Genomic DNA, 13,087 nt, shown 5'->3' with positions numbered 1-13,087 from the left:
GACCCGCCGGTATGCGGGCTCGTTCCCACGCCCACATCAACGTATTTGAAAGGAGAACCGCCATGGCATCATCGGGATTCCGGCGGAAGTCACGCTCGCGCACCAGATCACGCCGCTCGCAGTGGAAGGCAACCCCGCCGCAGACCACGACCTGCCCCAACCCTGCGTGCGGAAAGCCCACGCTGCCACACCGGGCGTGCTCTAACTGCGGCCAATATCGGGGCCGTCAGGTCCTGACGCCGCAGACGATGCAGCGCTGACCACCCCACAGATCGCGGCGACGGCCCCACCAAGACGACGGGGTCGTCGCCGCGTCACGTCCAGGCCGAGTCTCCCACGGCCTCGGACCGGGTCCGGCATTATGCCCTCCAAAACGCGAGCACCAACTCGACAACAACCGGCATCGCGGCACGACTTCCATCCAATCCTCGCGCGCAGCCGCACAATCCACACCCCAACTGCGCCGGTCGCCTATGACTGCGTGAGACTCATCTTCGTCCGCAACGGTTCGGCGATTCTGCTGAGCGAGTTCGGCGAGAAGCCGGTCACGGTCGGTGACGTCGTGGCGCTCGGGGCGAACACGCTGTGTGGGAGCGAGCCCGAGGGGTCGATCACGGTCACGACCCTCTACTTGGACCGTGACTATGTGATCGATCAGGTGTTCTGGCAGCACGCTGCGTTCCTCGCCGACCGGCTGCACGCCCAAGACTTTGCCGAGGAGCTGTACTCCGAGCCCGCGCAAGTGCTCCACCTCGGTGAGGATCGTGCCGGGATGCTCATGCCCTGGCTCGACGAGCTGGTGGCTCTGAGCCTGGACGGGCCCACACCGGAGCGGTTCTACCGGATGCAAGCGCTGTTGTTCGCAGTCGTCGATGTGATCACGCCCTACGTGAAGACGACCGCGGTACGTCGATCAGTGACGCAGCGCCGGGCAGTGCATCCGAGTCCTCCGCGCCATCGTGAGTTCGCGCCGTTGCGAGTTGAAGCGCGACAGGCCATCGAACTCTTGCGTCGTGAGCCCGCTGAGCGATGGACGCTCCAGAGCATCGCCGATGCTGTGCATCTATCGCCCTCACAGCTCGGCCGGGTCTTCGTCCATGCCTACGGCAAGACACCGATGACCTACCTGGTGACCGTCCGCGCGGAGCAGCTCGCTCGGTTGTTGCGTGAGACCGACCTGCCGATCGAGGAGGCGATGCGACGTGTCGGCTGGTACAGCCGAGGTCACGCTGCTCGGATGTTCCGCCAAGCCGTGGGTGTCACCCCGACGCGCTACCGGGAACTGAGCCGACAGAAGACTGCCGCCTGAGCAGGGCCAGGGCGGCGGCGATACAGATCGCCGCAACGCCGATACAGGTATCCGCATCATCGCCGGCCTCGGCGCCCGGGACTGCTGAGGGGCTGATAGTCCGGTACGGACTCGTCGGGTTCACCACACACCTGACGGTCACATCGTCCGTTGTCCGTCTCGTCTTGCTGGTGATCTCGGCGCACCTGATGGTCACCGAGGCCCAGTTCGGCCCGGTGCTCAGGGTATCGGGAGGACACGACGATGGCCACGACACGGGAGCAAGCCAAAGCCGCGCGGGAGGCGAAGCTCGACGAGCTGCACGAGCGCCTGACCGGCGCAGTCGAACAGCTCGTCTCCGGTGAGGACTGGGCGCGGGCGCTCGCGTTCGCGGCTCGGTTCAGGACCAGATCATTCTCCAACACCCTGCTGATCTGGGAGCAGCACCAGGCGGCGTTCGAGTCCGGTCACGTACCGGAGCCGTTCCCGTCGTATGTGGCCGGTTACCGACAGTGGCAGGGTCTCGGTCGGCAGGTGCAGAAGGGTCAGCCGGGGTATCAGATTCTCGCCCCGGTCACCGGCCGCTTCGCCACCGCCACCCCGGCCGATGCGGAGTCGTGGCGGCGCCTGAGCAAGGGCGAGAAGCCCCGTGCCGGTGAGGTCGTACGTTCCAAGATGGTCGGCGTCCGTCCGGCTTACGTGTGGGACGCCTCGCAGACCGCCGGCGACCCGATCCCCGAACCGCCCGCGCCGAAGCTGCTGGAGGGCCAGGCCCCGGCTGGGCTGTGGGACGGCCTGGCCGCGCAGGTCGAGACGGCGGGTTTCTCGGTGGTGCGGGTGCCGCACGAGGGGATGATCCACGGTGCGAACGGGATGACCGACTACACCGCGAACACCGTGGCGGTGCGCGAGAACATGGACCCCGCCGCGCAGGTCAAGACCCTCGCCCACGAACTCGGACACGTCCTCCTGCACGGACCCGACGCCGACGAGGCCCGTCAGCATCGCGGCATCGGCGAGGTCGAAGCCGAGTCCGTGGCCCTGATGGTCGGCGCCGCTCACGGGTTGGACACCTCCGGGTACACGATCCCGTACGTCTCCACCTGGGCGGCCCGCGTCGACGGGAAAGAGCCGGTGGAAGTGGTCAAGGCCACCGGGGAGCGGGTCCGCAAGACCGCTCTGGCGATCCTGGACCAGCTCGACACGCCCCAGCTCGATGACGGCACCCCGCCAGGCTTGGACCGGGACGCCGCCCAGCGCAAGGCACCCGCACAAGCGCAAGCGTCGCCGACAGCGGAGCCGGCATCGCCGCGGCAGGCGACTCCGTCGCTTGAACCGGCCGCCAGACCCGTACCGGTGCCGGCGGTCGTGGGGCGGGGGCTGTGATGGCCGAGCACGGAGTCGTCTCCTCGGTATTGCTTCGGATGCACGCGGCGTGGCCGCTGTCGGCCGCCGCACGAGAGTTCGCAGTAGCGGGGGTGCCGGTCTTCCCCTGCACACCGTGGGGGAAGCGTCCGGCCACCGAGCACGGGTTCCACGACGCCACCACGGACCTGGATCAGGTCGAGGCGTGGTGGCGGCAGTCGCCGGGGGCGAACATCGGTGTCCCGACCGGGGCCGCCTCGGGCGCGGTCGTCGTGGACGTGGACGTGCACGGCCCCGTCGATGGGCGCGCCAGTTTCGACCGCGCCGTCCGCGCCGGTCTGGTGGAGGGGTGGGAGCTGTTGGTGCGCACACCCACCGGCGGGATGCACGCCTACTACCCGGCCACACCGGGCACGGAGCAGCGGTCCTGGCAGGCGGCACGTGCGGGGATCGACTTCCGAGGCGACGGCGGCTACATCATCGTCCCGCCCTCGGCCCGCTCCATCGAGGGCACCACGGTCGGCTATCAGGTCGAGGAGGTCAACGCCGGCCCCGCGAGCCTGTTGGATGCGGGACGGTTGCGGGACTTCCTCGACCCCCGTCCCACACCCCGGCCCGCGTCTGTCGGTATGGGTCGGGATGTCGATGTGTCACGGCTGGCGGCGTGGGTCGCTGCCCGTGGCGAGGGTGAGCGGAACCGGGTTCTGTTCTGGGCGGCGTGCCGGCTCGCGGAGAACGGGCTGCCTGCGTCGGATGCGCTCGACGTGCTCACCGCGGCCGCTGGTCACGCCGGGCTCGCTGAGCGCGAGATCACCGCCACGGTCCGCTCCGCCTACCGGACCGTCCGCGCCGAGCCTGCCCGGCGCGGAACCTCGTCGCCGGGGCGGCGTGAGCCGCCGGTGGCCGCGGACGGCTGGTTCGACCGCGACACCAGCACCCGCCCGCCGATGTCGTCGAGGGTGCGAGGGCTGTGATGACCACCCCAATCATCAGCAGCAGGGTCGCGAGCAGGACTGCGGGGCGTCGGTGGGCGGTGGTGACGGCGGTGTCGGGGACGGTGTTCATCGCCGCCGGCGCCTTCTGGCTGTCCTTCACCGCGCTGGCTGACCTCGCCGCCAGGTCCGGGATTGGGGCCGGGCAGTCGTGGGCGTGGCCTCTGATCGTCGACGGCATCATCGTTGTCGCCACGGTCGCCGTCGTCGCCCTCGCCGGCCACAAATCGGCCTGGTATCCGTGGGTGCTGCTTATCGGCGGCGCTGCGGTGTCGGTGACCGCCAACGCGATCCACGCCGTGGTCGCCGCCGATGCCGATGTGCCCGGCGTGCTCGCCGCGAGTGTGGCGGCGGTGCCACCGGTGGTCCTGCTGGCGATCACCCACCTGACCGTCATCCTTACCCGCCCCCTCCCAACCGCGACCGACCCCGACATGGGCGTAGTCGACCGTGACCGGGTCGCGCCGGTGGAGCATCCGAGGCGGCCGTCCGTGCCCGTCGAAGTGCCGGAACCGAGTCTGTTCCCGGCGCCGCCAGCGCCGGCGGAGAGCACCGCAGGTGGGGACAGCGCCTCAGATGAGCCACCGTCACCGCGGAGGGTCGCCCCACGCCCGCGGGCCGGCGCCACAAGCTCGGATCGGCGTGAGCGCGCCGCGAGGTTGCGTGAGCAGGGGTGGTCGAACAAGCGCATCGCCCGCGAACTCGGCGTGCACCCGTCCACCGTGGGCCGCTGGTTCACGCCCGCGCACCTTCCCGACAAGCAGACCGTCGAGGAGGCGAAGACCCCATGAACACCACAGACCCTGCCCGCCACCAGCACGAGCGCCGGCAGAACGCACCCGAGCCGACCAAGGACAACTCGGTCCCGAAAGCCCCGGAGAGGACGGGGACGCCGGAGGCGGTGCAGGCCGCCAAGGTCGCCCACCGCAACCGTCCCGGCAAGGCCACGATCGCGGATAGCGCGCGGCGGGCGCGGGGTGTGGAGTGGGTGCGGCCCGCCGATCTGCTCGCCCGGCAGTCCGCGACGGTCGCGGGGCGGGGTATCGACTTCGAGGTCGAACTCGCCCGCCGCACCCGCCAGCTCACCGGCCACGTCACCCGTGCCAGCGGCCGCGGTCTCGGCAAGGCCGCGCAGGCCGTCAGTGAGCGGGCGCGGCGGCTGCCCGATGTCTCGGAGTTCGGCCGTGGCAGCCGGCACCAGTCGTGGGTGAGCCGTTCGGGGATCGGGCTGGGGTGACCACAGATGCGCACCCCCACCATCACGTCGCCCTCGCCATCGGCGGACCAGCCGGTGTGGGGACGCGCGTGCACCTACCTGTCAGGAGGTGCCAGACCATGACCACGACAACACCCACCCAGTCACACGCCGCTGACGGCGAGGGTGGTGAGGACTTCACCACCAGCGACGGGCTGCGCGCCCTGCTGCACCGGCTCCACGCCGCGGGACCAGGCTCGTGGAGCCATGATCCGACGGCGGCGGAGCTGATGGCCCACACCGCCGAGAAGTACGAACCCCTCGCCAGGAAGCACGGCCTGGACCCGTGGGAGGCAGCGTCGGCGGCGTTCAAGGTGATGATCACCCGCGCCGCCCGCGAGGCACGCGACCCCTGGGCGGTCATCACGCACGCGGTGCGGATCACCTGCATCTTCGAAGAACGCGCCCAAGGACTGTTGTGCTCGGTCCACCAGGCAAGGCGCCCGCACGTCTCGGCGTTCCACGATCCGGAGCGGTTCTCTGACCGGGAGAACCCGCTGAGCGACTATCACCCGGCCTTCCACATCACCGACTCCCGCAACCACGACGACACAGGCGTGGAGACGGACGCTGCCGGGGCGGGACATGATGATGGTGGTGGGCGCGGTTCGGATCGGGCGTGCATGTCGGCTGGGTCGGCGGCTGAGGATGCCATCGCCTTGTTCACGCTGTTGGGCTGGGACCCGGCCACCGCCCGCGCCGGAGTGGAGCATATCTGCGGGGCGCTGACCAAGACCGGTACCCGGCAGGCCGCCTACGAGGCGTTGCGGCGGGACAAGCACGCCCGCGCGCTGCTGGACATCCCGCCTTCCTCCTGGACGGCGCTGCTGCGCGCCTTGTTGGGCAACCCGCACCCCGCCTACGCAGCTACCAGCACCGGGCGGGGTGTGCTGTTGCGGCTGCTGATCGGCGAGACCCTGCCGGTGCTGCTGCGCGATGACGACCTCATCCTGACCATCTCGCTGGCCGTTCCCGGCCACCACGACGAGCCTGGTGGTGATCGGTCGTGACCGCACCGGCGGGCTACATCGAGCTGGAGCGCACCGTCGACTCCATCCGGGTCGGACGCCGGCACCGGACCACGTTCGGCAACATCGACGAACTCGCTGCCTCGATCGGACGGGACGGGCTGTTGCAGCCCATCACCATCACCCCCGACGGAGTGCTGGTGTGCGGGGCCAGGAGGTTGGCGGCGATCAAACAGCTCGGCTGGCGCAAGGTCAACGTCTGGGTCCGCTCCGGCATCTCCGACCGCCTCGGCCACCTGCTGGCCGAGCAGGACGACAACGTGCTCCACAAGCCGCTTACCCAGACCGAGGCCGCCGCCCTGTACCGGGAGCTGAAGATGCTGATGGCCGAGGACGCTGAGCGCAGGAGGGCCGCGACCCAGTTCAGCTCGGAGAACCAGCCGGGTGCTGACGGGCGTGCAAAATTTGCACCCCCGTCGCTCGGACCTGCTGGCAGGACACGCGAGCAGGCGGCCGCGATGATCCCCGGTGGCGCCTCACACACGACGTTGGAGAAGATCGGCTGGCTCCAGAGGATCGCCGAGGACCCCGCCCAACCCGCCGAACTAAGAACACGAGTCATCGCTGAGCTGGAGCGCATCGACGCCGGGGCTCCGGTGCATCCGATCTTTGAGGCGATCCGCGCCGCCGCCCAGAGCGCGCAGGCCGAACGTGAGACCGACCTGCATCACCTCGCCGCCGACGCCCTCGCCCGCGCCAAGGACGCCAAGAAGACCCGCACACCACGCCCCCGACCGGTGACCGACGACGACGGCGAACCGGCGCGGTATCCGGTGAGGGCGTTCGTGCTCACCTGGGGCGAGCTGGACCAGTGGTGGACCCACTACGACGCCGAACACCTCGCCGCCGAGCTGAGCGATGAGCAGATTGAGTCCTTCCTTGCCACCGCCGAGGGCACCAGTCGATTCGCCGAGGAACTGCGCACCCTGCGCGACCGCGACACTTCCGGCGATGAGCCGGCGGCCGCGCGCGGCCACTTGCACGCCCCCTGACGGCCACCTCCGCCCTGCCCTTGTCTGGGTTGGTGCCGGTCGCGTACCTGGTGGGCATGAAGACTCCCGACCTCTCCGAACCCCGGACCCGCCGCCGACTCATCGCCGCCCTCGCCGCGGCGATCGTCGTCCTCGTGCTCGCCGGTGTGGGCGTCTACGGCCTCCTGACCGGACCACCCGGCCCGGACCGGGACGATGACGGTGGCCGCCCTGGGCCAAGTGTCACCGCACAAGCCGATCCGGTGCCCACGACCACGCCGCGGTTGCCGGTCGTGCAGGCGTCGGATGATCCGGAGACCTTCGCCCGCAACGTCGCCACCGTGTTGTTCGAGTGGGACACCGCCAGCGGGTTCACGCCGCTGGACTACACCAGCGTGGTCCTTGACGTCGGCGATCCCATCGGTACGGAGCAGGCGGGGCTCGCCTCCGACATCGCCGCCTACCTCCCGTCTCGGGATGCCTGGCTGGAGCTGCGGCAGTACGCCACCGCCCAGCACCTCACCATCGACAACACGTTCGTCCCCGACGCGTGGGCGACCGCAGTCGAGCAGGCCCACCCCGGTCAGCTCGCCGAGGGCACGGTCGCGGTCACGATCGAGGGCACCCGCCACCGTGAGGGCCTGTGGAACGACGAACCGGTGACCTCCGAACACTCGGTGGCGTTCACCGTGTTCGTGGTCTGCGGCCCGACCTACGAGACCTGTCATCTGCTGCGGCTGTCCCAGCTCGACAACCCCCTCCGATAGGTCGGTGACGCGTCGTGTTGAAGAAGCTCGCCATCGCCGCCATCGCCCTGGTCTTCCTCGCACCCTCGCTGGTGTTGATCGGGATCGGGGTGGTGATGAACCCGGCTCTGAGCGCCACCGGCTCCTGCACCATCGGCGGCGGCTCGAACGTCACCGTCGGCGAGGTCCCTGACGAGCTGGAGGTCACCACCGCGAACGGGGAGACGTTCACGCTCAACCGAACCCAGCTCACCCATGCCGCGACGATCATCGAGACCGGCAACAGCATCGACGGGATCACCCGCGACGGCCTTCAGATCGCGCTCATGGCGGCACTGACCGAGTCCACGCTGCGGATGCTGTCCAACACCAGCGCCTACCCGGAGTCCGCGGACTACCCCAACGACGGCGACGGCTCCGACCACGACTCCCTGGGCCTGTTTCAGATGCGCCCCCAATCGGGCTGGGGCACGGTCGCTGAGCTGATGGACCCCGTCTACCAAGCTGAGGCGTTCTTCGGCGGACCCACCGGACCCAACCACCCCTCACCACGGGGACTCTTGGACATTCCCGGGTGGGAGGAGATGAACAAGGGCGAGGCCGCCCAAGCCGTCGAAGTGTCCGCGTATCCGGACCGGTACCGCAACTACGAGCCCGTCGCCGAAACCATCCTCACCGCACTCACGTCGACCACAACAACGAACGCCGGGGCGGGCGCCTCGGCCGGCGATGCCGTGGTCCCGGCCGCGCAGCAAGTGGCGGCGGTGGGGTCGTCGCGGGTGGTGTTCCCGATGCCCGAGGGCACCTGGGTGCTCACCAGCGAGTACGGACCACGGGTGCACCCCATCACTGGCGAGGACTCCTTCCACACCGGCACCGACTTCGCCGCCCCCGACGGCACACCCCTCGTGGCCGCTGCGGACGGCACGGTGACGGTCGCGGAGTTCTCCGGCGGCTACGGCGGCCTCATCGTCATCGATCATCAGATCGATGGCGCCACGGTGGCGACGGCGTATGCGCACATGTGGGAGCACGGCATCCACGTCCAGGCCGGCGACACCGTGGCGGCCGGTCAGCACATCGGCGACACCGGCAGCTCCGGCAACAGCACCGGTCCGCATCTGCATTTCGAGGTCCGCCTCGGCGGCACGAACGGGGAGCACACCGACCCCGCCGACTGGCTGAATGCCCACAACGCCGCCGACCTGCCCGAGCCCGAGACCGGCCCACCAGGCGGCGACTGCGACACCAGCAACGGCACACCAGGTGGTGAGCCGGACCCCTTCGACGGCGACCCCGACCGTCCCGTGGACGATCCGACCTCGGATGGGCAGATCACCGCGCGGATGCTGCACCTCTACACCCAGAGCATCGCTGTCTTCCCCGACACCTCCTGGGTCTGTTACTCACCGCGGCCCGGCACCGTCTCCGAACACCCCCTCGGACGCGCCTGTGACGGAACGTTCGGCAACGCCATCGGCGAGCACCCGACCCCGGAGCAGCGCGAACTCGGCTGGGAGGTCACGAACTGGATGCAGGACCACGCCGAAACCCTCGGGGTGGAGTATCTGATCTGGGACGGCCTGATCTGGTCGCTGGCCCGCGACGCCGAGGGGTGGCGGCCCTACGACGGTGGCGGCATGCACGACCCCGACAGCATCACGGGATCGCACGTAGACCATCTCCACATCACCGTCCGGGCCGGGAGCTGATCGGCATGGACGTGTTCCCCGACTTCGAGGGCCTGGAAGGGATCGGTGACCTGCGCGAGGTCATCGGCGCGCTGCTGACCTTCGTGCTCATCATCGCCGTGCTGATGCTGATCGTCTGCGCCATCGCCTGGGCGCTGTCGACCGCGAACGGCCACCACGGTGCCGCCACCAAAGCCCGCATCGGTGCTTGGACCGCACTGGGCACGGCGGTCTTGGCCGGCGGAGGCGTGGCCTGGCTGAACTGGCTGCTCGACCTCGGCCAGCAACTCTGAACACGCCCCACCAGCGGCCCCGTCATCGGCTCCGACCGTGTGGGGCGGGCGGTGCACCTGATCGACGAGAACCCTCATCTCGCCGACGCCCCGAAGGAGTACCCCGCTATGACCGTCCTGAGCCTGCTCACCGAAACCACCACCGCTGCCGCCACCACGTGGCCGGCCGTGCTGCCGATGGACATCAACATCGACCCCAACGACACCGGACTGCCCGGCATCAGCCAGCTCCGCACCATCGTCGGCGCCGTGATGACGATCGGCCTCATCCTGAGCGTCTTGGCGCTGATCATCTCGGCGATCGTGTGGGGCTTCGGCGCCAACTCCTCCAACCCGCACCTGGCGGGCAGGGGCAAGATCGGCGTCCTCGTGAGCTGCGGCGCCGCCGTCATCTGCGGCGCGTCGGTGACGCTTATCAACTTTTTCTGGGACGTCGGCCAGCAGGTCTGAGTCCACCCGCCAACCCTCGACTCTGCGTTAGGGAGTGATCTGCGGTGGGTGTGTGCGATATCCCCCTCGTCTCGACCGTCTGCGACACCGCCGGCGAAGCCGCCGCCTCGCTGGTCTCCGCCCCGTTCGACTGGCTCGCCGGCGCGATGGGCGCCGCCGCCGGCTGGTTGTTCGAAGCCGTCTGGTCCGTCTTCGACACCACCACCCTCGTCGACGTCACCAGCGACGAGTACGTGGCGGTCTACAACATCCTGTTCGGCATCGCGGTGTTCGTGATGCTGCTGTTCTTCTGCCTCCAACTCATCACCGGACTCATCCGCCGCGACCCCACCGCACTATCCCGCGCAGCACTCGGGTTGGCGAAGTCGGTGCTGGGATCGTTCGTGGTCATCACGCTGACCGCGCTGCTGTTGGAGATAGTCGACCAGCTCTGCATCGGGATCATCCAGGCCGCCGGAGAGACCACCGAGTCGATGGGCGACAAGATCACCCTGCTCGCCGCAGGGCTGGTCGGCATCAACATCGCCGCACCCGGGGTCGGCGCGATCATCACGATCTTCCTCGCCGGCCTGGCCATCAGCGCAGCCGCCATCGTCTGGCTCTCCCTGCTGGTCCGCAAGGCGCTGCTGCTGGTCGCGATCGTGCTCGCCCCGCTGGCGTTCTCCGGGGCGTCGTGGGATGCGACGAAGGGGTGGATCAGCAAATGGGCGATGTTCGTCATCGCCCTGATCGTCTCCAAGCTCGTCCTGGTCGTGATGTTCCTGGTCGCTATCACCCAGGTGTCGGCACCGATCGACGGCGACCTGTCCTCTGTGGCGGACCCGATCGCCGGGATCGTGCTGATGGCGATGGCCGCCTTCGCCCCGTACCTGACCTACAAGTTCCTCAGCTTCGTCGGGTTCGACATGTACCACGCCATCGGCTCCGAACAGGACGCCAAGAGCGCCCTCAACCGCCCCATGCCGACTCCGACCAAGCCGCAAGGCAACGACCCGAAAAAGGTTCTCGATGAAGGCGGCGGCAAGTCCGGCGGAGGAAGCGGAGACGGTGGCGGTGGTGGGAAGAAGCCACCGGAGCCGAAGAACCCCAAGCCGCAGGCATCCAGCGGCACTGCCGGCTCGGCCGGGGCCGGTGGTGGGAAGGCCGCCGCGACCAGCGGCGCCGGCGCCGGGGCAAGCGGTGGAGCAGGCGCCGGCGCCGGTGTTGCGGCGGCGGGTCCCGCCGCTGCGGCCGTGGTCGCGGCGAAGGTCGCCAAGGACGCCGCGACCACCGGCCCCAAGGCCGGCACGGCCCTCGGTGGGCAGGGCGAGGCCGCGGCCGACTCCGCCGGCCAGACCGGCAGCACCCCACCACCGGCCGCGCAGGCGCCCCCGCCGTCAACGCCGGCACCGAAGACACCCTCGCCTGGTCCATCTGCGCCGGAGGTGCGTCCCCCGAAACAGCCTCCGCCGCCTGCCCCCAAGCCCACCGGGAAGGAGTGAACCGCCGTGCCTACCAAACAGAACGAGAGTGCTGTCGCCTCGGCGGAGCTGGTGCCGGTGAAGTTCTCCCGCCTCACCCGCCGCGGGGTGTTGCTGGGGCTGTCCCTGTCGCAGCTCATCACCCTCGCCACCGGCGTCCTGTCCATCGTCGGAGCTCTCTTCGCCGGGGGCGGCGTCCTGCTCGCCTACACCGCTCCCATCTGGGTGATCGCCGCCGCGCTGACGTGGATACCCATCGCCGGCCGGCCCGCGGTCGAATGGCTGCCGGTCGCGTTCTGGTGGCTCTGGCGTTCGACCGGCGGGCAACTCCTGTATCGCCGGCGGGTCGTCACACCCCGCCCTGTGGGCACCCTCGCGCTGCCCGGCGACATGGCGCGACTGCGGGAGTACACCGACCCCGAAACGAACGCGGGGATGATCCACGACCCCCACGCCCAGACCCTCACCGTGGTCTGCGACGTGTCCCATCCGGCGTTCGTGCTCCTCGACCCCGGCGAGCAGGAACGACGGGTCACCTCCTGGGGACGCGTCCTGGCCACGGTTTGCCGCTCCGGCCGGATCGCCACCCTCCAAGTCCTCGAACGCACCCTGCCCGACTCCGGGACCGGACTGGCCGAGTGGTGGGCCTCCCACGGCACCGCCGACGACACCTGGGCCGCGACCATCTACGCCGAGCTGATCGAGCGCGCCGGCCCCGCCGGGGAACGCCACGCCACCACCCTGAGCCTGTCGCTGGACATGAAGAACGCCGCGCGGCAGATCAGAACGGCTGGCGGCGGTATCCGCGGTGCCGCCGCCGTGCTCCGCCAAGAGATGTCCACTCTCGTCGCCGCGCTCCGCTCAGCCGACCTCACCCCCTCGGGCTGGCTGTCACCGGGGGAGATCGCCGTCATCCTCCGCAGCGCGTATGACCCGGCGATCGCCGCCACCCTGGAACGGCACGGCGAACTCGGCCAGTCCCTCGCCACCGCCGGCCCGGTCGCGGTCAACGAGTCTTGGACCCGGCTGCGCACCGACTCCGCCCACCATGCCGTGCTGTGGGTCTCCGAATGGCCGCGGTCGCTGGTGTATCCGGGGTTCCTGTCCCCGGTGCTCCTCTCGACGGGGATTCAGCGGTCGTTCTCATTGCTGTGCACGCCACTGCGCTCCGACGCCGCCGCCAGAGACATCCGCAAGAAGAAGGTCGAGCACATCAGCGATCAGGCGCAGCGGGCCAAGATCGGGCAGATCGAAGACGCCTCCCAGACCGCTGAGTATCAAGACGTGCTCCAACAGGAAGCCGACCTGACCGCCGGCCACGGCGTGCTGCGCTACACCGGCCTCATCTCCGTCTCCGCCGCCACCATCGAGGAGCTGGACGCCGGGGTGGCGGCGATCGAACAGGCCGCCATCCAAGCCTCCTGCGAGACCCGCCTCCTGGTCGGCCAGCAAGCTGCGGCGTTCACCGCCGCCGCGCTCCCGCTCTGCCGCCGCATCTGACCCGTTCGCCGCGGGCTGTTCCCGGCGCGTGGGAGTTGTGGTGCACCT

14 protein-coding genes are annotated in these 13,087 nt (G+C 69.7%); all 14 read left to right on the top strand.

What is annotated here, in order from left to right; all coding sequences use genetic code 11:
- Window positions 1-11 precede the first annotated feature (11 nt).
- Window positions 12-260 carry a 50S ribosomal protein L32 gene (rpmF, locus tag KM427_RS00170; RefSeq protein ID WP_392390626.1) on the top strand — a complete coding sequence of 83 codons (249 nt, stop codon included), beginning with the start codon at window positions 12-14 and terminating at the stop codon, window positions 258-260.
- A 221-nt stretch (window positions 261-481) separates the two neighbouring features.
- Window positions 482-1,309, top strand: a complete 828-nt coding sequence (locus KM427_RS00165; RefSeq protein ID WP_252274904.1) for a helix-turn-helix transcriptional regulator — start codon at window positions 482-484, stop codon at window positions 1,307-1,309.
- 243 nt (window positions 1,310-1,552) lie between these two features.
- The gene (locus KM427_RS00160; RefSeq protein WP_215525800.1) at window positions 1,553-2,674 is read left to right on the top strand and encodes an ArdC-like ssDNA-binding domain-containing protein; all 1,122 of its coding nucleotides are present in this window, start codon (window positions 1,553-1,555) and stop codon (window positions 2,672-2,674) included.
- Entirely contained in the window at window positions 2,674-3,627 is a 954-nt protein-coding gene (locus tag KM427_RS00155) for a bifunctional DNA primase/polymerase (RefSeq protein ID WP_215525799.1), read from the top strand. The genes KM427_RS00160 and KM427_RS00155 overlap by 1 nt, the downstream gene beginning before the upstream one ends.
- Complete coding sequence (locus KM427_RS00150) at window positions 3,627-4,436, top strand: DUF2637 domain-containing protein (RefSeq protein WP_252274902.1); 810 nt, start codon at window positions 3,627-3,629, stop codon at window positions 4,434-4,436. Before KM427_RS00155 ends, KM427_RS00150 begins: the two co-directional genes overlap by 1 nt.
- Window positions 4,433-4,882 carry a hypothetical protein gene (locus KM427_RS00145; protein WP_215525798.1) on the top strand — a complete coding sequence of 150 codons (450 nt, stop codon included), beginning with the start codon at window positions 4,433-4,435 and terminating at the stop codon, window positions 4,880-4,882. Before KM427_RS00150 ends, KM427_RS00145 begins: the two co-directional genes overlap by 4 nt.
- A gap of 98 nt (window positions 4,883-4,980) precedes the next feature.
- Window positions 4,981-5,910 carry a hypothetical protein gene (locus KM427_RS00140; protein WP_215525797.1) on the top strand — a complete coding sequence of 310 codons (930 nt, stop codon included), beginning with the start codon at window positions 4,981-4,983 and terminating at the stop codon, window positions 5,908-5,910.
- Window positions 5,907-6,920 carry a ParB N-terminal domain-containing protein gene (locus tag KM427_RS00135; protein ID WP_215525796.1) on the top strand — a complete coding sequence of 338 codons (1,014 nt, stop codon included), beginning with the start codon at window positions 5,907-5,909 and terminating at the stop codon, window positions 6,918-6,920. The genes KM427_RS00140 and KM427_RS00135 overlap by 4 nt, the downstream gene beginning before the upstream one ends.
- Window positions 6,921-6,976: 56 nt before the next feature.
- Window positions 6,977-7,666: a hypothetical protein gene (locus tag KM427_RS00130; RefSeq protein ID WP_215525795.1), complete on the top strand. Its 690-nt coding sequence runs from the start codon at window positions 6,977-6,979 to the stop codon at window positions 7,664-7,666.
- A 14-nt stretch (window positions 7,667-7,680) separates the two neighbouring features.
- The gene (locus KM427_RS00125) at window positions 7,681-9,357 is read left to right on the top strand and encodes a M23 family metallopeptidase (RefSeq protein WP_215525794.1); all 1,677 of its coding nucleotides are present in this window, start codon (window positions 7,681-7,683) and stop codon (window positions 9,355-9,357) included.
- Between the two features lie 5 nt (window positions 9,358-9,362).
- Entirely contained in the window at window positions 9,363-9,629 is a 267-nt protein-coding gene (locus KM427_RS00120) for a DUF6112 family protein (protein WP_215525793.1), read from the top strand.
- 108 nt (window positions 9,630-9,737) lie between these two features.
- Complete coding sequence (locus KM427_RS00115) at window positions 9,738-10,079, top strand: DUF6112 family protein (RefSeq protein WP_502887146.1); 342 nt, start codon at window positions 9,738-9,740, stop codon at window positions 10,077-10,079.
- A gap of 50 nt (window positions 10,080-10,129) precedes the next feature.
- Window positions 10,130-11,560 (top strand): conjugal transfer protein TrbL, encoded by a 1,431-nt coding sequence (locus KM427_RS00110; protein ID WP_252274900.1) that lies wholly within the window; start codon window positions 10,130-10,132, stop codon window positions 11,558-11,560.
- A gap of 57 nt (window positions 11,561-11,617) precedes the next feature.
- On the top strand, window positions 11,618-13,039 hold the full coding sequence (locus KM427_RS00105; protein ID WP_252274898.1) for an SCO6880 family protein: 1,422 nt from the start codon (window positions 11,618-11,620) through the stop codon (window positions 13,037-13,039).
- Window positions 13,040-13,087 lie beyond the last annotated feature (48 nt).

Origin of the sequence: Nocardioides sp. LMS-CY (genome assembly GCF_018732145.1) — a bacterium.
Classification (GTDB): domain Bacteria; phylum Actinomycetota; class Actinomycetes; order Propionibacteriales; family Nocardioidaceae; genus Nocardioides; species Nocardioides soli.
This window is presented reverse-complemented; position numbering and strand designations above follow the sequence as displayed.